This is a genomic window from Parasutterella muris (assembly GCF_943193095.1).
Taxonomy (GTDB): Bacteria; Pseudomonadota; Gammaproteobacteria; order Burkholderiales; family Burkholderiaceae_F; genus Parasutterella; species Parasutterella muris.
In genome coordinates, this window is the sequence record NZ_CALPCV010000021.1 from 22548 (window position 1) to 43809 (window position 21262).

At 49.5% G+C, this 21262-nt stretch carries 18 protein-coding genes and 5 tRNA genes; 12 read left to right on the forward strand and 11 right to left on the reverse strand.

Annotation, left to right across the window (positions count from 1 at the left end):
- Window positions 1-268: 268 nt before the first annotated feature.
- From NFR90_RS08320 to NFR90_RS08340, 5 genes are all read left to right on the forward strand, one after another.
- A complete protein-coding gene (locus tag NFR90_RS08320; protein WP_251452210.1) occupies window positions 269-1675 on the forward strand; it encodes an L-serine ammonia-lyase in 1407 nt (468 codons plus the stop codon).
- Window positions 1676-1685: 10 nt separating this feature from the next.
- Window positions 1686-2912, forward strand: coding sequence for a YihY family inner membrane protein (locus NFR90_RS08325; RefSeq protein ID WP_251452212.1), 1227 nt, complete (start codon window positions 1686-1688; stop codon window positions 2910-2912).
- Window positions 2913-3092: 180 nt separating this feature from the next.
- Entirely contained in the window at window positions 3093-3365 is a 273-nt protein-coding gene (locus NFR90_RS08330) for an HU family DNA-binding protein (protein ID WP_160335972.1), read from the forward strand.
- A 43-nt stretch (window positions 3366-3408) separates the two neighbouring features.
- A tRNA-Val gene (locus tag NFR90_RS08335) sits at window positions 3409-3484 on the forward strand.
- Between the two features lie 23 nt (window positions 3485-3507).
- Window positions 3508-3584 (forward strand) — tRNA-Asp (locus NFR90_RS08340).
- Window positions 3585-3743: 159 nt separating this feature from the next.
- Here NFR90_RS08340 and NFR90_RS08345 read toward each other — a convergent pair.
- The 5 genes from NFR90_RS08345 to tig form a co-directional block, all read right to left on the reverse strand.
- Entirely contained in the window at window positions 3744-4253 is a 510-nt protein-coding gene (locus NFR90_RS08345) for a hypothetical protein (RefSeq protein WP_251452214.1), read from the reverse strand.
- A 376-nt stretch (window positions 4254-4629) separates the two neighbouring features.
- Window positions 4630-7035 (reverse strand): endopeptidase La, encoded by a 2406-nt coding sequence (gene lon / locus NFR90_RS08350; protein WP_251452216.1) that lies wholly within the window; start codon window positions 7033-7035, stop codon window positions 4630-4632.
- Window positions 7036-7279: 244 nt separating this feature from the next.
- Window positions 7280-8587, reverse strand: coding sequence for an ATP-dependent Clp protease ATP-binding subunit ClpX (clpX, locus tag NFR90_RS08355; protein WP_160336139.1), 1308 nt, complete (start codon window positions 8585-8587; stop codon window positions 7280-7282).
- A gap of 27 nt (window positions 8588-8614) precedes the next feature.
- Window positions 8615-9259: an ATP-dependent Clp endopeptidase proteolytic subunit ClpP gene (clpP, locus tag NFR90_RS08360; protein ID WP_251452218.1), complete on the reverse strand. Its 645-nt coding sequence runs from the start codon at window positions 9257-9259 to the stop codon at window positions 8615-8617.
- 102 nt (window positions 9260-9361) lie between these two features.
- Entirely contained in the window at window positions 9362-10723 is a 1362-nt protein-coding gene (tig, locus tag NFR90_RS08365; protein WP_251452220.1) for a trigger factor, read from the reverse strand.
- 271 nt (window positions 10724-10994) lie between these two features.
- On the opposite strand from tig, the gene NFR90_RS08370 reads away from it, so the two are divergent.
- The 4 genes from NFR90_RS08370 to NFR90_RS08385 all read left to right on the forward strand — a co-directional run bounded on the left by NFR90_RS08370 (window position 10995) and on the right by NFR90_RS08385 (window position 11805).
- Window positions 10995-11138, forward strand: coding sequence for a hypothetical protein (locus tag NFR90_RS08370; protein ID WP_160336142.1), 144 nt, complete (start codon window positions 10995-10997; stop codon window positions 11136-11138).
- Window positions 11139-11537: 399 nt separating this feature from the next.
- Window positions 11538-11614, forward strand: a tRNA-Gln gene (locus NFR90_RS08375).
- A gap of 21 nt (window positions 11615-11635) precedes the next feature.
- Window positions 11636-11712 (forward strand) — tRNA-Gln (locus NFR90_RS08380).
- A 16-nt stretch (window positions 11713-11728) separates the two neighbouring features.
- Window positions 11729-11805, forward strand: a tRNA-Gln gene (locus NFR90_RS08385).
- 377 nt (window positions 11806-12182) lie between these two features.
- On the opposite strand, the gene NFR90_RS08390 is transcribed toward NFR90_RS08385, so the two are convergent.
- Both NFR90_RS08390 and NFR90_RS08395 read right to left on the reverse strand, forming a co-directional pair.
- Complete coding sequence (locus tag NFR90_RS08390) at window positions 12183-12872, reverse strand: 5'-methylthioadenosine/adenosylhomocysteine nucleosidase (RefSeq protein ID WP_251452222.1); 690 nt, start codon at window positions 12870-12872, stop codon at window positions 12183-12185.
- 77 nt (window positions 12873-12949) lie between these two features.
- Window positions 12950-13507 carry a phosphoribosyltransferase family protein gene (locus NFR90_RS08395; RefSeq protein ID WP_251452224.1) on the reverse strand — a complete coding sequence of 186 codons (558 nt, stop codon included), beginning with the start codon at window positions 13505-13507 and terminating at the stop codon, window positions 12950-12952.
- A 376-nt stretch (window positions 13508-13883) separates the two neighbouring features.
- On the opposite strand from NFR90_RS08395, the gene NFR90_RS08400 reads away from it, so the two are divergent.
- From NFR90_RS08400 to NFR90_RS08410, 3 genes are all read left to right on the forward strand, one after another.
- On the forward strand, window positions 13884-14963 hold the full coding sequence (locus NFR90_RS08400) for a DctP family TRAP transporter solute-binding subunit (RefSeq protein ID WP_251452226.1): 1080 nt from the start codon (window positions 13884-13886) through the stop codon (window positions 14961-14963).
- 62 nt (window positions 14964-15025) lie between these two features.
- A complete protein-coding gene (locus NFR90_RS08405; protein ID WP_251452228.1) occupies window positions 15026-15496 on the forward strand; it encodes a TRAP transporter small permease in 471 nt (156 codons plus the stop codon).
- 47 nt (window positions 15497-15543) lie between these two features.
- A complete protein-coding gene (locus NFR90_RS08410; protein ID WP_251452230.1) occupies window positions 15544-16836 on the forward strand; it encodes a TRAP transporter large permease in 1293 nt (430 codons plus the stop codon).
- Between the two features lie 45 nt (window positions 16837-16881).
- On the opposite strand, the gene NFR90_RS08415 is transcribed toward NFR90_RS08410, so the two are convergent.
- The 4 genes from NFR90_RS08415 to pckA all read right to left on the reverse strand — a co-directional run bounded on the left by NFR90_RS08415 (window position 16882) and on the right by pckA (window position 21008).
- On the reverse strand, window positions 16882-17310 hold the full coding sequence (locus NFR90_RS08415) for a PaaI family thioesterase (protein WP_160336148.1): 429 nt from the start codon (window positions 17308-17310) through the stop codon (window positions 16882-16884).
- Between the two features lie 16 nt (window positions 17311-17326).
- Window positions 17327-18760: an MATE family efflux transporter gene (locus NFR90_RS08420; RefSeq protein ID WP_251452232.1), complete on the reverse strand. Its 1434-nt coding sequence runs from the start codon at window positions 18758-18760 to the stop codon at window positions 17327-17329.
- A gap of 148 nt (window positions 18761-18908) precedes the next feature.
- A complete protein-coding gene (locus NFR90_RS08425; RefSeq protein ID WP_251452234.1) occupies window positions 18909-19316 on the reverse strand; it encodes a DUF4332 domain-containing protein in 408 nt (135 codons plus the stop codon).
- Between the two features lie 84 nt (window positions 19317-19400).
- Window positions 19401-21008: a phosphoenolpyruvate carboxykinase (ATP) gene (gene pckA, locus NFR90_RS08430; RefSeq protein ID WP_251452235.1), complete on the reverse strand. Its 1608-nt coding sequence runs from the start codon at window positions 21006-21008 to the stop codon at window positions 19401-19403.
- Between the last annotated feature and the right edge of the window lie 254 nt (window positions 21009-21262).

Consider the following 21262-nt stretch of genomic DNA (forward strand, 5'->3'; position numbering starts at 1 on the left):
CAGGAAAAAATTTGATTATAGAGTGACTTCATTTATTCCACTTTTGTCGTACTGACTCAGCAAACTCTAATAAGAAGCGCTATTTCAGTATGATTCGCAATAGCGGAAAAAACTCCGCCTGATTATTATTGCTCTGCGAATCGATTCAGCGGCTGAATATAAGTGCTCGGCCTCAGCGGATCATTAAACTCTGCATCACCGAATTAGGCTCGTGAAATTCCGATCAGCTTCAGAGCGTGCAAATATTTACATATATAAAAGGACAAATATGCATATTTCCGTTTTTGACATGTACCGCATTGGTATCGGTCCTTCTTCCTCTCATACCGTAGGACCGATGCGTGCCGGACGCAGCTTTATCCGCATGCTCCGCGAAAACAAACTTTTTGCTTCAGTGGAACACGTCAAAATCCGTCTCATGGGTTCGCTTGCCGCAACCGGCGTCGGTCACGCGACAGATCAGGCGGTTCTTTTAGGTCTCATGGGCAAGTCTCCTTCCACCGTTGACACGGATATGATTCCGACGTGGATGGACAATATTAGAAATACGCATCGGCTGATTCTTGACGACACTCGCCCTATTCAGTTCGATATCAGCACTGATATGTCCTTTGAGCCGAACGAGCTCGACCCGTACCATACCAATACAATGGTCATCAGCGCCTACGGCAGCGACGGCAATGAGCTGCTCTCTCAAAAGTATTATTCCGTCGGCGGAGGATTCATTGAAACTGAAGAAGAAGCCAAACTTAAAGAGAATTCAGGCGCGGTCTTCCCTTCCTCTAAAAATCTGACGCCTGAAAAAATTCCTTATCCATACCAGACCGCAGACGAACTGATGGAGCTGTGCAGAAAAAACAACCTGCGGCTTGATGAGCTCATTCGAGCCAATGAAGAAGCTTCAAGAAGTTCGGAAGTGATTGACGACACGCTGGACTTGATCTGGAACGTGATGCGCTCGTGCATTGACCGCGGCCTAAACCGCAAGGGCTGTCTTCCGGGTCCGCTTAAAGTCAAACACCGCGCCAACGCGCTTTATGAGAAACTGATTTCAAGTCCGCTCCGCGTGACAGAGGATCCGCTTCAGATTATTGACTGGATCAATGCCTATGCGCTTGCAGTCAGCGAAGAAAACGCTTCCGGAGGCCGAGTGGTCACTGCTCCGACCAACGGAGCCGCAGGCGTCATCCCGGCAGTTCTCAATTATTACAGCCACTTCATTACCGGCGCGGACAAGGAAGGAAGACACCGCTTTCTCTTAGTCGCAGGCGCGATTGGCTCGCTCTATAAGAAAAACGCCTCGATTTCCGGAGCCGAGGTCGGATGCCAGGGAGAAGTGGGTGTCGCCTGCTCCATGGCGGCTGCCGGTTTAGCTGCCGCATTGGGCGCGACAAACGAACAAATCGAGAATGCGGCTGAGATCGGCATGGAACATCATTTAGGGCTGACCTGTGATCCGGTCAGCGGTCAGGTCCAAATCCCCTGTATTGAGAGAAACGCTGTCGCCGCAGTTAAAGCGGTTAATTCCGTACGCCTTGCCATGATGGGAGACGGCTCGCACTACATCAGTCTCGATCAGGTCATCAAGACCATGATGCAGACCGGTAAAGACATGGCAAACAAATATAAGGAAACCAGCCTCGGCGGACTCGCCGTCTGCGTGGTTGAATGCTAAGGAAATAGATATGAGTCAGAAGATGCCCGCGATTATTGCCTCTCGTCCGTGGTGCGAAAAACTATGGACATTCGGCAGCTTTGTTTTTACGAGAATCGACAAAGCCAGTCTGAAGCAAGTCGCATCTTCTCTGACTCTGACGACACTTCTGTCAATCGTGCCTGCGCTTGCCGTCATCATGGCGGCTTTTTCCGCGTTTCCTTTGTTTGCGCCCTACCGTGAGGCGTTCGAGAACTTCATGTTCTCCACGCTACTGCCTGAGCAGTACAGCACACAGATTCTCGGCTATATCAAACAGTTTGCGAGCCAGGCGGCGGGCCTTACCGCCTTCGGTATTATCGGTTTGGCGGTGTCTGCGCTTTTATGTATCTCAACCATTGATGCGGCACTTAACTCTACGTTTGAGGTCAGAAAACTTCGAAGCGTTTGGCAGCGTGTACTGATCTATTGGGCTCTTTTAAGTCTCGGCCCGATCGCGATCGGCGTCAGCCTTGCCACTTCTTCCTATCTGACCGGCATGGCGATGACCGGGCATCTGTCTTCTGTTGCCTCCTGGCTGATTCCCATCTTTCAGCTTCTTTTCCAGGCAGTGATTCTGGCGATGTTCTACAAATACGTCCCTAACTGCAAAGTACAGTGGAAAGACGCCTTAGTGGGCGGCCTCATCATCGCTTTGGTCTTTACCGTATTTCGCTGGGCCTTCGGGATTTATGTCATGAAGGGCTCCTACACGACGATATACGGGGCATTTGCGGCGATACCGGTCCTTCTGACCTGGATGTACATCAACTGGATGTTTGTGCTTGCCGGAGCCGCGATTACCGCGATTCTGCCCATGCTGAGAGCCACCCGCTTTAAGGACTTTGACAAACCCGGCAATCAGCTGCTGTCTGCTGTAGCACTCCTTCGCATCCTTATGAAAGCCAAGCAGGATAACCGTCCTCAGATGAGCAGTATCGAACTTGCGGAAGCGATCGGAAGCTATCCGGACGCGGTCAATGCCACACTGTCCCGACTTATCTCTACGAATTATGTTGTACAGATCGGCACAGACTCCGGCTGCTCATGGGCGCTGCTTGCGGACGCGCACAGCAAAACACTGGAAGAAGCGTTTGAAGAATTTTCTGTGGATTTAAGCAATTCACTGCTGAAAGAAGGCTCTCCGATCGCGCAATGGCTCAATGCGGGTTTAAAGGACCAATGGCTTCAAACACCGATGATCGAAGTACTGAATTAATGCATCTCTTGTGTCACAAGGGCTGTATCTCGACACGGTATTTTTATAGCCATTTTGCGCGTTCTACGCATTAATGGATAACACTGATTATAAATACACAAAAAATTGAAAACTTGCAGTTTAATCCCTGCTATCATCCCACTTGTAGAGTTTTTACCCCTTTATTTTAGGAGGGCATTAATGAATAAAGCTGAACTTATTGAAGCTGTCGCAATCGAATGCGACATCACCAGACCGGCAGCTGCGAGAGCTGTTGATTCTGTTTTAGCAAACATTGAGAGAACTTTGAAAAAAGGAGACGAAGTTCGTTTGTTGGGTTTCGGCACCTTCTCGGTAGTTGAAAGAGCAGCCCGTAAAGGACGCAACCTGAAAACAAATGAAACAATTGATATCCCTGCGCGCAAAATTCCTAAGTTTGCCGCTGGCAAAAACTTAAAAGATAGTGTAGAATAGTCATTCTGTTGTTGAGGAGAACCAAGTTCTCCAAACGAGAGCTGGGTGCTTAGCTCAGTTGGTAGAGCGGCGCCCTTACAAGGCGTAGGTCGGGAGTTCGAGACTCTCAGCACCCACCACAGTTTCTCGTTAACAACTGATTGGAGTGGTAGTTCAGTTGGTTAGAATATCGGCCTGTCACGCCGAGGGTCGCGGGTTCGAGTCCCGTCCACTCCGCCAAGATTCTGAAGCCTGAGATTTGCGTCTCAGGCTTTTTTCATTTCCGCGCGAGAAGAAATTCGGCGGGGCGCCGCCGGAGAAATCTAGGTTTGTTTCGCCCCCTACTCTCAGGCACGGAACTTCATCCGCATTCCAAGAGGGCCCTGTGATGCCGCTGGATTACTGCACTGTGTCGGTTACAGTCATACCGGCAGAAAAAGCTTTGCTCACGGAAACGCCCGCAATCTTTCTGAAACTATGATTATGTCTTTGGAGTTCCACTGCCTTTGATGCTTCAGTCAGAAACGCTCTGATGCACAGAAGTTTGTCTTTAACGGAAGTTTCAGCGTCGCAGAGTGCCGGAATAAAACGGACCTCTCCTCTTAAACCGTAAAGCGCAACTAAATTTTGAACAGCCTCAACGGACAGCCCGAAAAGCACTTCAATAAAGGGCTCTTCCGAATGCTTTAACTGAGTGAACTTTTCAATTTCATCCGTGTTGTTCTTATAAATTTCCTCGCAAAGAAATGCGAACGAATAAGCAATCATAAGCAGCGACTTTAACGCAGACTTGTCCAGCGTCCCTTCGTCAAATGCGTCAATATATTCGTCGTAAGGACAGAAAAAGAGCAATTCTGCATCCGAAAGTACATCATGGTCTTTGGGATCGATTCTGTTTTTCTGCGTCATATCCATTTCCAAAATCAAGTTTAAAGTGATGCTCAATACTGCTGAGTTTACTGATAGAATTTCCGACTCCGCAGTAAATTAAAGTCCTTAAAGTGTCAAAAAATGACTTCCGAAGACTTCTGCCGCTCATTCTTTTCCGGATGCCGAAAATCCTCAGAAGCAGCGGCCGAATATCATCTTGAAATAAACATATTTTTTTCATGAATGATCGCAAAGATCCGCTTTGCGCTTCATTGACTTCAAATCAAAGAAGCCGTCTTTTCGAAATTATTATGATCGATTCTCAGTGGGCCTGCCTGATCTTCGATACCGTAAAAACCTAAAGAAATGTCCCCAAAGGCTTTCGTCCTCGGGGACATCTTTGATTACTTCAGCTTTAGTTTCTTGCTGCGGCCGGCTGAACAGTCTGCTCCGGAACTTTCAGGTCGTGAGCCGAAAGATCCGTTGAAATTGTCGCCGGAAGCGGCTGAGGCAAATGCTCAAGACCGAAACTCAGAACCTCATCAATCGTCTTAACCGGTCTGATCACCAGACCTTCTTTGACGTTGGCAGGAACTTCCTCAAGGTCCTTCACATTCTCCTCCGGAATCAGCACTTCTTTGATGCCGCCGCGAAGTGCAGCCAGAAGCTTCTCTTTCAGGCCGCCGATCGGAAGAACATCGCCGCGCAGCGTGATCTCGCCTGTCATCGCGACATCAGCGCGAACCGGAATGCCGGTCATCGCGGATACCAGACCAAGCGTGATCGCGGAACCGGCGCTCGGACCGTCCTTAGGCACCGCACCTTCCGGGAAGTGCACGTGAATGTCCGTCTCGGAAACCTGCTTGTAGCTGATGCCAAGCTGAGTCGCTCTCGAACGCAGAACGGTTCTCGCCGCCTCTACGGACTCCTTCATCACGTCGCCAAGCGAACCCGTACGCGTGATATTGCCCTTACCCGGCATGGTCGCGACTTCAATGGTCAGTAGATCGCCGCCCACCTCTGTCCAGGCAAGCCCCGTGACCTGTCCCACAAGGTTCTGCTTGTGCGTCACGCCGAATGTGTAGCGGCGTACACCGAGATACTTCTCAAGATTCTCAGAATTCACAACCTGAAGAGACTTCGCTTTTTTCATCAGGAAGTCGCGAACAACCTTGCGGCAAATCTTATTGATTTCACGCTCAAGGCCGCGCACGCCGGCTTCTCTCGTGTAGTAGCGGACGATATCGATGATCGCGGACTCTTCGATGCGAAGCTCGTTTTCCTTCACGCCGTTCAGTTTCATCTGCTTCGGGATCAGGTGACGCTCTGCGATATTGCGTTTCTCGTCTTCCGTGTAGCCGGACAGATTAATCACTTCCATACGGTCAAGCAGCGGAGCCGGAATGTTCATCGAGTTGCTCGTCGCGATGAACATTACGTGAGAAAGGTCGAAATCCACTTCCACGTAATGATCCTGGAACGTGTTGTTCTGTTCAGGGTCCAAAACCTCAAGCAGCGCAGCCGCAGGATCTCCGCGATAATCCATGCCCATCTTGTCGACTTCGTCAAGCAAAAAGAGCGGATTATTGACTTTAATCTTGGCAAGGCACTGCAGAATGCGCCCCGGCATCGATCCCACATAAGTCCGTCTGTGACCACGGATTTCGCTTTCGTCGCGGACGCCGCCTAATGCAAGGCGTACAAACTTTCTGCCTGTGGCTCGGGCAATGGACTGTCCGAGCGAAGTCTTACCGACTCCGGGAGGTCCGACAAGGCAGAGAATCGGAGACTTGACGTTTTTCACACGAGTCTGAACAGCCAAGTATTCAATAATTCTTTCCTTGACCTTCTCAAGCCCGTAGTGATCCTCTTCAAGGACCTCTTCGGCCTTAACCATGTTGCCGTTGATGCGTGTCTTCTTGCTCCACGGCAGTTCAATCAGCGTATCCAAATAGTTGCGGATCACATTGGATTCCGCGCTGTTCTGCCCCATCATGCGAAGCTTTTTGAGTTCGGCCAGAGCTTTTTCCTGGCCTTCATGGCTCATCTTCGCCTCTTTGATCTTGCGTTCGTACTCTTCGAACTCTTCGTCTGTTTCTCCGAGTTCTTTCTGAATCGCCTTAACCTGTTCATTCAGGTAGTAGTCGCGCTGGCTCTTTTCCATAGAGCGCTTTACTCGGCCGCGAATACGCTTTTCTGTCTGCTGAATATCCACTTCCTCTTCCAAAATGGAAAGAAGAAGCTCGAGCCGTTCGCCGACACCGCTCTCGTTGAGCAGCAATTGTTTGCGCTCGGGCGGAATGACCAGGGCCTGGGCGATCGAATCAGCAAACTCCGACGCATTATCAATCGCTGAAATCTTGTCGAGCTGTTCAGAGCTAATACGCTTATTGTTTCTCTGATACGAGGTGAACGTTGAGAGAATCGCACGGCGCAGCGGCTCAAATTTCTGAGCGCTCAGCGTACTTTTCTGCACTTTTTCAACATTTGCATAAATGCAGCTGTCAACGGAATAGTCGATGACCTTGGCTCTGTACAAGCCCTCAACAAGTACTTTCTGTGTGTCGTCCGGCAGTTTTAAGGACTGAATCACACGAGCGACCGTACCCATTTCGTTTAAATCTTCAGGATCCGGATCCTCTGTAGACGCCTGCTTCTGAGAAACAAGAAGAATCTCTTCGTTAATCTTGGAAGAACGAAGTACTTTATTCAGAGCATCCAGCGACTTAGGTCTGCCCACATACAGCGGGATGACCATGCCCGGGAAGAGTACAACATCTCTCAGCGGGAGTACCGGTAAATTCACAATCTTAGTTCTCATTAAAATCCTATACTGCTAAATTTCTTTATAAGTAAATTAATAGTTGGGGCTGAATCTCAAAAATTCAACCTCTGCTCTCCGCATCGCATTACTTGTCCACTCTATCAAATTCGAGAATAAGTTTCAGCCGAATACGTCTATATTTGGTGCCCGAATTGCTACTAATTACAAACTGTAGGTGCTGATCGTGAAAAAGGACAGGTTTTTTAGGCCCGTCCTTTGCTTGATGTATCCGCTCAGAGATTTAGCTGCAAATAAATTTTGCTTTGCCGTCTCTCATGGTTTCTGCGGTGACAACAACTTTTTTCACATCAGTTCGGTCGGGAACTTCGTACATTGCTTCAAGCAGTGCGTTTTCCACAATTGAGCGAAGGCCTCTCGCGCCGGTTTTTCTTTCCTTAGCCATGGCCGCCGCTTCTTTTAGAGCTTCCGGTTCGACTTCAAGCACGACATCTTCCATCTCAAAGAGTCTGGCGTACTGCTTAATCACCGCGTTCTTAGGTTCTGTGAGAATACGCACTAAAGCGGCTTCATCCAAATCTTCAAGCGTTGCAATCACGGGAAGACGTCCGACAAGTTCGGGAATCAGGCCGAAGTGGACCAAGTCCTTCGCTTCAATATCGCGAAGCGCCTCTCCTTCACTGACCGCCTCCTTGCTCTTGACTTCCGCTTCAAAGCCGATACCGCTCTTTTCGGTCCTGCGGCGAATAATACGATCGAGTCCTTCAAAAGCGCCGCCGCAGATAAAGAGAATATTTGACGTGTCAATCTGAATATTCTTTCCGTTCGGATGCTTTCTTCCGCCGGAAGCCGGAACAGAAGCGATCGTGCCTTCAACAAGTTTCAAAAGCGCCTGCTGTACGCCTTCGCCGGAAACGTCACGCGTAATGGAAGGATTTTCACTCTTGCGCGCGATCTTATCGATTTCGTCAAGGTAAATGATGCCCTTCTGAGCTTTTTCCACATCCATATCACAGGCCTGAAGAAGCTTCAGGATCACGTTCTCGACATCTTCGCCGACGTAGCCCGCTTCTGTGAGCGTGGTGGCGTCTGCAATCGCGAACGGCACGTCAAGCATCTTGGCCATGCTCTGCGCAAGCAGCGTCTTACCGGAGCCTGTCGGTCCGATCAGAAGAATGTTGCTCTTCTGGATTTCAACGTCGGAATCGTCCTTATTTTCAAGGAAACGGCTGCGAAGGCGTTTGTAATGGTTGTAGACCGCGACGGACAGCACGCGCTTAGCCTTATCCTGGCCGATGACGTACTCGTCAAGATTTCTGCAGATCTGCTTAGGTGTCGGAAGCTCTCCATACAGAATCGGATCCTTGTTATCCGCGTCCTCTGCCTGCTCTCTCGGAGCCGAATCGGAGCCGCCCGCTTGGACTCCGTTTCTCTTCAGCGCTTCTTCGATCACGCCGGAGTATTTCGCAAGCTCTTCCGTACACTCTCTGCAAATGTACTCGTCGCTGATCTGCGATTTATAGATTTCCGAATATTGTCCCCGGTGTGCTCCGCAGAAGGAGCACACAGGATCGTCTTTGTTGCTTTTCATTCGATTTGCTTTCTACGAATTCGTCAGTTATTTGAACTTCTTCTGCGGCTCTTCCCCGCGTTTGTTAAAGACACCGTCGATAATTCCGTATTCGCAGGCCTGAGCGCTGCTCATGAAATTGTCGCGTTCGGTATCCACCGAGATACGCTCAATCGACTGACCGGTATGCTCGGAAAGAATTCTGTTAAGGCGTGTACGCAGTTCCAGAATTTCTTTTGCCTGAATTTCGATATCGGCCGCGGTGCCTTGTGTACCTCCGCTCGGCTGATGAATCATAATTCTGGAGTTCGGCAGCGCATAGCGTTTGCCTTTAGCGCCCGCTGCGAGCAGGAAGGCGCCCATGGAAGCAGCCATGCCCAGACAGATCGTAGAGACATCAGGCTTAATAAACTGCATGGTGTCATAAATCGACAAACCCGCGTACACACTTCCTCCCGGAGAATCAATATAGAGCGAAATATCTTTATCCGGATCCTCACTCTCGAGGAAAAGGAGCTGAGCCACAACCAAATTTGCGCTCTGATCTGTGACAGGGCCGACCAAAAAGATGACACGGTCGCGCAGCAGACGTGAGTAGATATCAAAAGATCTTTCTCCCCTTCCGCTCTGTTCTAGCACCATCGGCACCAATCCGGAATTGAAAGAGGCGGCGTGTTTCGTATTTTTATCCATAAAATTCCCCGCTTTATAAAAGCAAACGGCAAGGTTCATCCGCCTTGCCGATCTGCCTATATTTTTACCCCTGATCTAAACAGCGGTAATGTATTGGTTTGATTAAGCTCTGTCAGCCATCAGGTTTTCGAACGGGATCTTCTCATTCTTAACTTTGGCGTTCTTCAGAACCCAGTCAACAACATTGCTTTCTGTTGCGACTGCGGCAAGCTCAGCTTTGTGCTGAGGATTGTTGATATACCAATCAACAACTTCCTTCGGGTCTTCGTAGCTCTTAGCAATGTTTTCAGCCAGAGCCTTGACCTGTTCGTCAGTTCCCTGAAGGTTTTCTTTTTCAACCAGAGTGCTGATTTCAAGGCCGAGACGAACTCTCTGAGTCGCTTCCTGGAGCATTGCAGAAGCAGGAATATCCTGCGGCTGAAGCTTGATACCCTGAAGCTTCATCTTTTCGACGGCGTCGTGAATCAGAGCCTGTCTCTGTTCTTCGACAGCAGCGTGCGGCAGCGGGAAGTCGGAAACAGAGAGAAGAGCGGACATGGCGCTCTGCTTTGTACGAGCCTGAAGACGGGCTTCAACTTCGCGCTGCAGATTATCTTTAACGTCGTTCTTCATCTTTTCGAAAGATTCGATCTGAAGAGACTTAGCGAATTCGTCGTCAAGAGCGGGAAGAACTTCTTCGCCGACAGCCTTCAGAGTAGCTTCGAATTCAACGGTCTTGCCGGCAAGTTCCTTAGAAGGATAGTTTTCCGGGAATGTGACCGGGAAAGTCTTTGTTTCACCGGGTTTCATGCCGCGGATTCCGTTTTCGAATTCAGCAAGCATACGGCCGGCGCCAAGAATGAACTTGTAGTCGGAAGCTGTACCGCCGGCAAAAGCTTCACCGTCGAGTGTGCCCTTGAAGTCGACTGTGACTTCGTCGGTATCGGCAGCGGCTTTTTCAGTCGGATTGTAAGTTGCTCTCTGCTTGCGCATAACGTCGATTGTCTTATTGACGTTGTCGTCGGTCAGTTCGCATTCGTACTTGGTGACTTCAACATCCTTGACATCAGGAACTGTAACTTCCGGGAAAACCTCGAAAGTCGCTGTGAAGGAAATCTTGTCAGCGTCAGCGGGAGCGCCTTCTGTCGGAGCGATGTCAGGCATACCGGAAACGCGATACTTGCCTTCTTCGATCTTCTTGATGTATTCATCAATAGCGAGTTTGTTGATAACGTCGTATTCGACTTCACGGCCGTAAGCGGCGGCAACCATAGCTGCCGGTGCTTTACCCGGACGGAAACCGTGGAAGCGGGCTTTTTTGCCGCGTTCGCGAAGACCCTTGGCAACCTGTTTCTCAACTTCCTTGCGGTCAAGGAGGATCTCGACTTTACGTTCGAGAGGATTCGGTTTTACTTCTTCTTTAACTTCAGCGGCAGCTTCAGCAGCTTCAACTGTCTTGTCTTCAACTTTGGTTTCTTCAGCCATTATTTTTCCTTTCTAGAACCGTGGGATCACGGAAAACTTCTTGATTTAATGAATTTTTCGATTCGGCGATTATAACGATAAACATCACGCAATCAAGGAATTTCTGCAATCTTTAACAATTTCTTATGCTAATGATTCTTATTTGCAACTAAATACCTGTATCACTCACCCAAAATGGACGTTTTGATAGATTTTATTAGGGTTTTACCTTACTTACTTTCCCGTATTCAGATATAATGAGCCTAAAGAAATTTAACGCGTGGAGGTTCTGATGAGTAATAGAAGAAATGCACAGGTCCGCGTTCTTGAGTTAAGAGCTGAACAGGAAAAACAGATGCGTAAATGCTGCGTATTCGGCATGACGCTGACGCTTGCCGCTTTTGTTCTGGCTCAAATAGCTGCGTACCTTATTTGATATTGGGATAGGTGCGGAGCAGCCTAGACCAATTGCTCCAATTGAAGTTGATTCACCTGCACTAAAGGGCCCGTTTAATTCGGGCCTTTTGGTTTGTCGGCACCGCAGATCTACATCGATATAGGCGGCCCCTTTCAGTTTGATCGTTCAAAGAGCCAAGCCCTCCCATCCTGCTTCATTAATCCCTCCTTCGCTTTTCGTATCTGTCATTTCCAAAGGCCGAGTCCTTAAAAAGATTTCTGATGTTTTCCTTCAATCGAAGAAGTCTCAGCCTATTCCATAAAAACCGCATCAAGCATTCAGCACTCATGAGTCGCGGCTCAGGCCTAAGATGAACGGCACTTTTTTGAGCCTCTGGCTTTTTTCTGATTTTTGTGTATAATTTCGCATTCTGACAGCAGGGGAGTCGCCAAGCTGGTTAAGGCACCGGATTCTGATTCCGGCATTCGAGGGTTCGAATCCTTCCTCCCCTGCCAGCTGTCATACATCTTGTTTGTAGGGGAATCGCCAAGCTGGTTAAGGCACCGGATTCTGATTCCGGCATTCGAGGGTTCGAATCCTTCTTCCCCTGCCACTCAATTCAAGATTGTAGGGGAGTCGCCAAGCTGGTTAAGGCACCGGATTCTGATTCCGGCATTCGAGGGTTCGAATCCTTCCTCCCCTGCCACTCATCTTAAATACCCATTACCTATTCAAACTTTCTGTACTTTTGCAGGATTTTTGCGCTGTGCAGAAGACATGCGGCTTCTCTTCTTTTTTAGCGGTCCGTGAATTTCAAAATTTCGCAGCATTCGCCGGGACGGTCTCCCCTTATTGCAAGGCCGCCGCAAAATCGAAAGGCACAGTCAATCTTTCCTGTACCTTCTTAAACTGCCCTTTTGTATCTATATTTGCTTTTAACTCCGATTTCCTGAGCATCCGTCCGGTCTATTGTTCCGCAGGCTGCGGCTGACGGCAGCCGCTGACCCGTTTTCTAACCTTCAGTTCGTTACCCGCAGCTTCTTATTCAATTAATAGAAGAGCGATACAGCCGAATTTTAGTTATCAGACGAGTTCGGCTATCGCCGCGCGCGTCAGCTGAATAGACTTTGCTGCAGCCTCTTTCACAAACGAGTCATAAGACGCCGGCGCGTGTCCCGACGCGTCATCGGAAATCGCGCGAATAACCACAAACGGAATCTCATTGATGAAGCAAACCTGCGCAATCGCGGCCCCTTCCATCTCAACTGCCGCTGCGTCAAAGAAATCACGTATCCAATGCTTACGCTCAGCATCGCAGACGAACTGGTCTCCGGAGGCAATCGTGCCGATCTGCGCTCTAAACCCGAGCTTTTCTGCCGCTTTGAGAGCCGCCTCCCGATATCTCGGCTCTGTCTCAAAGTAGACCTTATTGATGCCCGAGACCAGGCCCTTCGGATCACCGACACCTGAAGTGTCCATGTCATGCTGACAGAGCTTTGAAGCGATCACAAAATCTCCGAGAGAAATGTCTTTGCCGATACCGCCTGCCACCCCGGTATTAATAATGGCTTCCACACCAAAACGCAGAATCATGGTCTGTGCGCAGACAGCGGCAAAAACCTTACCGACGCCGCTGACCGCTGCCACAACTTTTTGGCCGTCGAGCATGCCGCGGTAATAATCAATACCGGAAATCGTGATGGTTTCCGCTCCTTCCAAACTGTTTTTCAGCGCTTCAATTTCGACGCGCATTGCTCCGATAATGCCGATCACTTCTGAATCCTAAAAAGAGAAAGGCTTTCCCGCCGAGAACGAAGAAAGCCGGATGATGTCTGTAGTCCGCGCTTAAATCAGAACGGCAGCGGGCTGCCCTTTGCGTCAAAGAGCGGAAGTTTCTGAAGATAGATAATGTCATCTCTGCCGACCGCGTCGCCTTCGGCAAGAATCGCCATCTTTCCGACGACCTGAGCGCCCGCAAGTGAAGCCAGTTCCTCAAGCGCTTCCAATGAGCGGCCTGTTGAAATCACATCGTCGACAATCAGAACACGTTTGCCTTTCATGCGTGCAATCTGCTCTCCGTCCAGATAAAGCTTCTGATCTTTTTCGGTAGTGATTGATTTCACCGAAACGCTGATGGGATTATCCATGTAGAGTTTAATTCCCTTGCGGGCCACCATGTACTCTTTGTCGCCGTGCTGGCGTGCCATTTCGTGAATCAAAGGAATGCCTTTGGCTTCCGCAGAAAGCAGATAATCATATTCCGGCGCGATTTTCAGAAGTGCCTCAGCGCTTTTTACTGTGAGCTCCTGATCTCCGATAATAATGAAGGCGGCAATATTGATGTCCTGACTAATCGGACAAAGTTTAAGTGAACGTTTTAAACCCGCTACTTCGATCTCGTAATCCATCTATAACTCCGAGTTGAAACTCTTTTTTTAAATCCTACTTCAATTAAGTCTGTTTTTTCTTCTTTGCGCCTAATCTCAGGCACAATGAAGAGAAAATTTGCACTACGGAATAATACCGACATCTCAAGCAGTTGAATTGACTGTGAGCTCCTCTTCCTGATTTTTATTCGCAAAAAAACGGAATTTCTCCCGAACAGTTATACAATAAGGCTCATGGGGACGGAAAGGTTCTCACAAAGAACATCCGCTCCTGATCACAACTTCGATGTCGTAATTCGAGGGCCATAAGCCGTGAATCTCTTCCCGTACAATGCGGGTAACGGTCGTTATGGCCTTTTTAATAATAATCACCTTAATTTCTAATGGAGCAATCACCGTGAAGGTTAAACTTCTTTGTAAAGCCGCTCTCGCGCTGGCCGCCGTCGGCTTGTTTGCCTCTGCCGCCTCTGCCGCGTATAAATCCGAATACAAGCTCAGCGTTGTTCCCGGCGCTTCTTCCGGCTGGGGCCAGACGGCTACTTTCTTCGCCGACTGCGTTCGCAAGAAATCCAACGGCCGCATCAACATTAAGCCCTACTTCGGCGCTCAGCTGATGGCCGGCAAACAGACCTCCGAACTTCTGCTCGTTCGCCGCGGCGCTATTGACTTTGCGCTTGCTTCCACAATTAACTGGTCTCCGCAGATTAAAGAGCTCAACCTGACCGCTCTGCCCTTCTTTATCGCCAACAACCCCAACCGCTACAAAGCGCTCGACGCGATTGAAAAAGGCAAATCCGGCAAGATGCTCGAACAGGCTATCGAAAAAACCGGTGTTAAATTCATCGGCTGGTCTGAAAACGGTTTCCGCGAACTTACAACATCCAAGGGCCCGATCGAAAAACCCGAAGATATGAAAGGCATGAAGCTTCGTGTCTGCGGCACTCCGATCTTTATCGACATCTTCACCAAGCTTGGCGCCAATCCGCAGGCCATTAACTGGTCTGAAGCTGTAACCGGCTTCCAGCAAGGTATTGTTGACGGACAGGAAAACCCGACCAACGGCATTAACGTCCCGACAAAAGTCTGGCAGTGGCACAAGTACTCTACCGACTGGCATTACATGATCGACCCGCTCTTCTTTACCGCCAATAAGAAGGTTTGGGACGAATTTACGCCCGAAGACAAAGAGCTGATCCTCAGCTGCGCCGTCAACGCTGAACTTTACGGCAAAGCGCTGTCCCGCCTCGGCAACGATGACGGCTCCGCTCTGGAATACCTGAAGAAGATCGGCAAAGAACCGGCCGTTACCGATCCGAAGGGCGAACTCAGAAAGAACGGTATGACTGTTACCGAGTACACCCCGGCAATGGTTAAAGAGTTCTACGACGCGACTAAGAGCGTTCGCGACGACTGGACCAAGAAGATCGGTCCGGATCTGGTCAAGGCCGCTGAAGAAGACATGAAGTCTGCTCAGTAAGCCCGAACTCTGATTTAAAGCGTTACGAGGCGGTGCAAACCGCCTCAATTTACAAAAAAACTATGCTTCACTTCCTCAATACCCGATTCGAAGAACTCTTAGGCGCCTTCCTGCTGGCAGTGATGGCGTGCATCGCGTTCATCAACATTATTGTTCGCTACTGCACCAATCTCTCCTTCTCCGCGTCTGAAGAACTCACCGTAAACTTTTTTGTATGGATCGTGCTTTTAGGCACATCTTTAGCCTTTCGCGAAAGCAGCAACTTTACGATGGGCGTGGTTTACAGCTGTACCAAGGGCTGGCTGCGCAAAGCGCTGTATATTTTTTCCGTTATCTGCTGTCTGGCATTTTTCGTGTGGCTGGTTTACCTCGGCGCAATTGAGGTCATTGATGAAATGGACCTGAACGTTTCGTCCGAGTCGCTGGATATTCCGGTTTGGCTCTATACCCTGGCAACACCGCTCTTTTCTCTTCTCATTATTGTCCGAATTCTTCAGCGCACGGTTGAAGATTTCCGACTCAATCATTTTTAGAGCGCTGTGCACAAAATGAATAAAAACAAAATTCAAAAGGAGAAGAGATGACTGCATTGCTGAGTGATCCGGGGCTTTTGCTCCTGACTCTTTTTATTGTCATGCTTGTACTGCGCGTACCTATCGCGATCAGTCTGGGACTTTCCGCGGCCGTAGTCGCTTGGAAGTTCGACATGGGCATTGACATGCTTCCCTATAACTTCTTTGCCGGCGTTGCCAAAGTGCCGCTGCTGGCGATTCCGTTTTTTATTCTTGCGGGCTTCATCATGGAAAGCGCGGGTATTGCCGCGCGTATTGTCCGGCTCGTAGAGAATCTGGTCGGCGACATGACAGGCGGTTTAGCCATTGCGACGGTCGCGGTCGCCACCTTCTGGGGCGCGGTCAGCGGCTCGGGTCCCGCGACAGTGGCCGCACTCGGCCTGATTCTGATCCCCGCGATGGTCAAGAACGGATATGACAAGGCTTTTGCCGCGGCAAACGTTTCCGTAACTTCCGGTTTGGCCATTGTTATTCCGCCGAGCATCGCATTCATTGTGTACGGCGGCATTGCCGACGCCTCTGTTCCCGCGCTGTTTGCCGCCGGTATTATCCCGGGTCTTATCGTCGCCGGCTTCCTGATGATCGCGGTCTACCTGATTTCCAAGAAGCGCGGCTACCGCGGTCTTCCGAGACAGGAATCCACATGGGTTGTCTTTAAAGACGCCTTCTGGGGCGTACTGACTCCGGTCGTGATTTTAGGCGGTATTTACGGCGGTATTTTTACGCCGACCGAAGCGGCTGCTGTTGCGATTTTCTATGGTCTCTTTGTCGGTGTCTTCGTTTACAAGACCTTTAATTCGCTCTCTGTGCTGACGCACGTTCTTGTGGAATCGACAAAAGCGACTTCCGTCATTATGTTTGTCGTAACCTGCGCGGGTCTCTTCGCTTGGGTTGCGAGCACCGTCGGTTTAGTAGAAAGAGGCGCCGCGGTCCTTTTGGCATTGTCTGAGAACCCCTGGGTACTGCTGCTGCTGATCAACATTATTCTGTTTGCGGCAGGCATGATCATGGACGCGATTTCGATCTACTACGTCCTGCTTCCCTTCCTGCTTCCGATTGTGCATCATTTCGGCTGGAATCCGGTCTGGTTCGGCGTCATGATGACGGTAAACCTTGCGGTCGGCCAGGTAACGCCTCCTGTTGCAGTGAACCTTTACGTCGGCGCTCAAATTGCCGATCTGACGATGGAAGACATTACACCGCCCGTGATTCCGCTGCTCATTGCAACGATCTTCGCGCTGGCAGTTATTGTTCTCTTTCCGCCTCTGACGACATTCCTTCCGAATCTCTTCGGGCTCTAAAGAGAGCTTCTGCAGTACAAGGCCGCTTTTTGAGCGGCCTTTCGTTTATTTCCAGCTGCCGCTTTTATCTTTAACTACGAAGTTGGTGACGCGGACAGTAGAAATCAGACGTCCGTCTGCGGCGGTGATATCCACATTCCAAAGATGTGTGCTTCTTCCAAGATGAAGGGCCTTAGCTTCCGCAAATACATAAACGCCCGGTTCCTTACGCACCGAGCTCAAATGATTTCCGCTGACGGAAGAGCCGACCGGAATAAAGCCCTCCGGAAGACTCAGGAAGGAACCGTATCCGGCCAAAATTTCCGCAAACGCAAGAGAAGCGCCCCCGCAGAGAACGCCAAACGGCTGAGAAGTACTGTCGTTCACAGGCATTTTTGCCTTTACCAGGCCTTCTTCTTCGGAAATAATCTCAATCCCCAAGCTGCCGATCATAGAATGAGAGACGGCTTCTTCTCGTGTGTAATCTTTATTCATTGCGGTCCGACATTAGTTAAACAACGGTTTCTTTGAGTTTGTTCAGATCAAGGCGATATAGACGGTAAAGAAACACTGATCCGCGGGCGGTCAGCTCCAAAGCCATCGCGATCCAAACACCTGTTAGACCGAATTTTAAACTCAGAACATAAGCGAGCGGGAGTCGAATTCCCCACATACTGCCGAAATTGATTAAGCTCGGACCAAGAGTTCGTCCGAGCGCGACAAAAATGCTGTAGCAGACAATCGCGCTTGCGAAGAAGGGTTCTGCAAAGGCCTGGATGCGCAGGCATTCCGATCCGAGGCTGACAATATTTTCCAAAGGCGTCATGACGCGAATCATTTCGGGCGCGAACGCGTACATAATGCCGCCCATAAGCGCCATCAGGCACATGGCAAGACAAACATTAATCCAAGCAAATTTCTTTGCGAGTTCTCTTCTCTTGGCGCCATAGCTCTGCCCCACCAGCGTGGAAGCGGCATCCGAAATCCCGAAGCCCGGCATATAGCAAAGAGATTCAGCGGTAATCGAAAAAGAATGCGCCGCAAGCGCCACATTGCCGAGCGGCGCAACAATCACAGTGGTCAGAATCTGAGCGGTCGTCATCGCACAGCGCTCGAGCGCCATAGGAAGACCGATCTGAAAACAGCGGCGCATAACCGCTTTGCGCAGCTTAAATGATCCCGGATGACCGACCAGTGCGAGTTTGTTGTTTTTAACCAGCAGAGAGTACATCATGATCAAAGCGCACACGGCCTCTGCAAGCACGGTTCCCAGAGCCGCGCCTGTCACTCCGAAACCGGCGCCCCACATCGTAAAGGAGAAACCGAACACTTCGTAGCGGTCGGTCGGGTAAATCAAAATCCAATTAAAGAGGACGTCCAGGAAGCACATGAAGATGTTGGTCAGACTCGGAATTTTTATCTCTCCGGTGCTTCGCAGCATGCTTGTCGCGATGAAATTAAAAATGAGGCACGGCAGACCGAGCGCAAAGACGAGGAAATAAGCGGAGGCGTCCTGATGCAGGTCCGGATTGCCGCCGATCCAACCCGGCAGATAAGGGCTGATCAAAGCGCCGATTAAGGCAAAAACAGCTGAAAATAAGAATCCTGCCGTAAAGCTCTGCCGCAGCAAATCCCGTGCTTCATCAAAATTTTTAGCACCGATCCGATGAGCGGTCTGAACGGAAAACGGCGTTGTAACGGCAACAACAAGGCCCCATATCAGCCAAATCGACGTAGAGACAAGAGCCACAGCCGCCGCAGGAATTTCTCCCAAATGGCCGACCATAGACGCGTCGATAATCTGCATCGCCACAAAAGAAATCTGCGCAAAAATCGCGGGTATGCTGAGCCGCACCACCAATTCGATTTCCTCACGGGTGGTGAGTTCAAGACCTTCACGAATCTTTGTGAAGAGCCGCTCTGTTTTGCTTTCTTTAGTGCTCATGCCGGACGCTTGCCGCGATAAACCAACCTGACTGCGAGGCTGTCATTTTAGACAGTGATTTGACGGTTTGATGAGAAACGCAGTTGGAACGAAAAAAGGAGCAGGACGCGCCTACTCCTTGTGACGAAAAAAGATGAACCCGATCAGATTAATAGGTCATCACGGGCGCAAGTTCGGCCGCTTCCTGGATCCATTTAGCGACTTCTTTTTCGCTCGGATCACGCTGAGCCAGATTTTTCTTAGCGTTGACTTCTGCCATCTTAGCGGTAAGGTTAGCCGCGACGCGATGACGAAGTTCTTTTACCGTATCCACACCGGAGGCTTCTAGAAGTTCGGCATACTGAGGGCCGACACCGTTAATACGGAACAGATCAGCATGGTTTGTCCACTTGAGGATCAGCTTTTCGGAGATTCCCGTTGCTTCAGCAATTTTTTTGCGGCCGGCGGGAGCTGCGCACTTCGCAAGCAGATCGTCCGGAGTTTTAATATTTTGTTCCAAAAGTTTCGGAGCGAATGCCTCTCCGATGCCTTCGATATCAATAATTTTGTATGCCATGCCATTCCTCCAAATAGAGAGTTTTATAAGCACAGCATACATAAATTTATACTTCTGACAACCTGCCTGCACTCAAATTAAGAATCAAAGCTGCGGGCCGTAAGCTTCAAGGCGCCTACACTCCTCATTGGTCTTAGAGAACTTCTTGAAATTCTCAATGAATTGTTTTGCAAGCGCCCGGGCGCGTTTATCCCATTCGGCAGGATCCGCATAAGTATTACGGGGGTCTAGAATTTCGTTGTGGGCGCCTTCGCAGTACTTTGGAATGACCAAATTGAAATACGGGATTGTCACGGTTTCAGAGTTAAGGATGGATCCGGAGAGGATGTCATCGATAATCGCACGCGTATCTTTAATCGAGATACGTTTGCCGGAACCGTTCCAGCCGGTATTTACCAGATAAACATGAGCGTTGTTGGCTCTGGCCTTGCGCGAAAGTTCCTTAGCGTATTTGAACGGATGCAGTGAGAGGAAAGCCGCGCCGAAGCAGGCCGAGAAGGTCGGTTTCGGTTCAGTGATTCCTCTTTCGGTTCCGGCAAGTTTGCTGGTGTAGCCGGAAAGGAAGTAATACATTGCCTGATCCGCTGTCAGAATCGACACCGGAGGCAGCACACCGTAGGCGTCAGCGGAAAGGAAAATAATTTCTTTCGCGTGCGGTCCCTTTGAGATCGGCTTAACGATGTTTTCGATATGGCAGATCGGATAAGAGACGCGGGTGTTTTCGGTAAGGCTTGAATCATTGAAATCGATTTTCCCTGCCTCATCCACAATTACGTTTTCGAGCAATGCGTTAGGACGAATCGCCTTATAGATATCGGGTTCGGAATCCTTATCGAGATGAATGACTTTCGCGTAGCAGCCGCCCTCGTAATTAAAGATGCCCTCATCGTCCCAGCCATGTTCATCATCGCCGATGAGAAGGCGTTTCGGGTCTGTCGACAGTGTCGTTTTACCGGTGCCTGAGAGACCGAAGAAGATTGCGGTATTGGTTTTATCCAAATCCGTGTTGGCTGAGCAGTGCATTGACGCGATATGGCGAAGCGGATTGAGGTAGTTCATCACCGAGAACATTCCTTTTTTCATTTCGCCGCCATACCAGGTATTGAGGATGACCTGCATTTTTTCTTTAAGGTTGAAGACCACTGCGGTTTCGCTGTGCAAACCGAGTTCCTTAAAGTTTTCCACTTTTGCCTTACTGGCGGTCAGAACAAGAAAATCCGGCTCGCCGAAGTTTTCCAATTCTTCCTTGGTCGGGCGGATAAACATGTTGGTGACGAAGTGGGCCTGCCAAGCGACCTCCATAATGAAGCGAACTTTCAAACGCGTACTTTCGTTTGCGCCGCAGAAGGCGTCGACAACATAAAGTTTTTTATGAGAGAGTTCATTAGCGGCTTTGTCTTTCAGTTCTTTCCAAGTCGCTTCGCTGATCGGTTTATTATCATTTTTGTACTCTTCTGATGTCCACCAAACTGTGTCTTTTGAGACATCATCCATCACAATGAATTTGTCCTTGGGGGAGCGGCCGGTATATTCGCCTGTAAGAACGTTCATGGCACCTAGTTCTGTCAGAACGCCCTTTTCATATCCGGTCAGACCCTCAGCGGTTTCTTCGCTGCGCAGGGTATCGTAAGAAGGGTTGTAAATGATTTCCTTGACGTCAGTTATGCCGTACTTTGATAAATCTAATGTCATGGCTGTATCTTCTTTAAAAAATTGTCTTGCGTAAACAGCCGGTCAATTCCGCAAAAAAACAGCGGGCTGGCCAGCTAAGCAGTAAATTTTACCACTGCTGTAACTTTTTGTAATATTTTTAAATGATTCGTTACGCTCGTCGACAGCCTGAGCATATCTGTTGATGAATGATTATCCAGCTACATGAAAATTAAAAGAAAATTTAAGGATTTTTCTTTTGAAATAAGCTTCGGAAATGGAACTCCCTCTTCGGT

Coding starts and splice junctions, on each gene's coding strand:
- tig (WP_251452220.1), bottom strand. CDS start 10,723: ATGGCTGAAGAAACCAAAGTTGAAGACAAGACAGTTGAAGCTGCTGAA.
- lon (WP_251452216.1), bottom strand. CDS start 7,035: ATGAGAACTAAGATTGTGAATTTACCGGTACTCCCGCTGAGAGATGTT.
- NFR90_RS08325 (WP_251452212.1), top strand. CDS start 1,686: ATGAGTCAGAAGATGCCCGCGATTATTGCCTCTCGTCCGTGGTGCGAA.
- NFR90_RS08420 (WP_251452232.1), bottom strand. CDS start 18,760: ATGAGCACTAAAGAAAGCAAAACAGAGCGGCTCTTCACAAAGATTCGT.
- NFR90_RS08395 (WP_251452224.1), bottom strand. CDS start 13,507: ATGGATTACGAGATCGAAGTAGCGGGTTTAAAACGTTCACTTAAACTT.
- clpX (WP_160336139.1), bottom strand. CDS start 8,587: ATGAAAAGCAACAAAGACGATCCTGTGTGCTCCTTCTGCGGAGCACAC.
- NFR90_RS08410 (WP_251452230.1), top strand. CDS start 15,544: ATGACTGCATTGCTGAGTGATCCGGGGCTTTTGCTCCTGACTCTTTTT.
- NFR90_RS08425 (WP_251452234.1), bottom strand. CDS start 19,316: ATGGCATACAAAATTATTGATATCGAAGGCATCGGAGAGGCATTCGCT.
- NFR90_RS08330 (WP_160335972.1), top strand. CDS start 3,093: ATGAATAAAGCTGAACTTATTGAAGCTGTCGCAATCGAATGCGACATC.
- NFR90_RS08415 (WP_160336148.1), bottom strand. CDS start 17,310: ATGAATAAAGATTACACACGAGAAGAAGCCGTCTCTCATTCTATGATC.
- NFR90_RS08345 (WP_251452214.1), bottom strand. CDS start 4,253: ATGACGCAGAAAAACAGAATCGATCCCAAAGACCATGATGTACTTTCG.
- NFR90_RS08370 (WP_160336142.1), top strand. CDS start 10,995: ATGAGTAATAGAAGAAATGCACAGGTCCGCGTTCTTGAGTTAAGAGCT.
- NFR90_RS08405 (WP_251452228.1), top strand. CDS start 15,026: ATGCTTCACTTCCTCAATACCCGATTCGAAGAACTCTTAGGCGCCTTC.
- NFR90_RS08320 (WP_251452210.1), top strand. CDS start 269: ATGCATATTTCCGTTTTTGACATGTACCGCATTGGTATCGGTCCTTCT.
- clpP (WP_251452218.1), bottom strand. CDS start 9,259: ATGGATAAAAATACGAAACACGCCGCCTCTTTCAATTCCGGATTGGTG.
- pckA (WP_251452235.1), bottom strand. CDS start 21,008: ATGACATTAGATTTATCAAAGTACGGCATAACTGACGTCAAGGAAATC.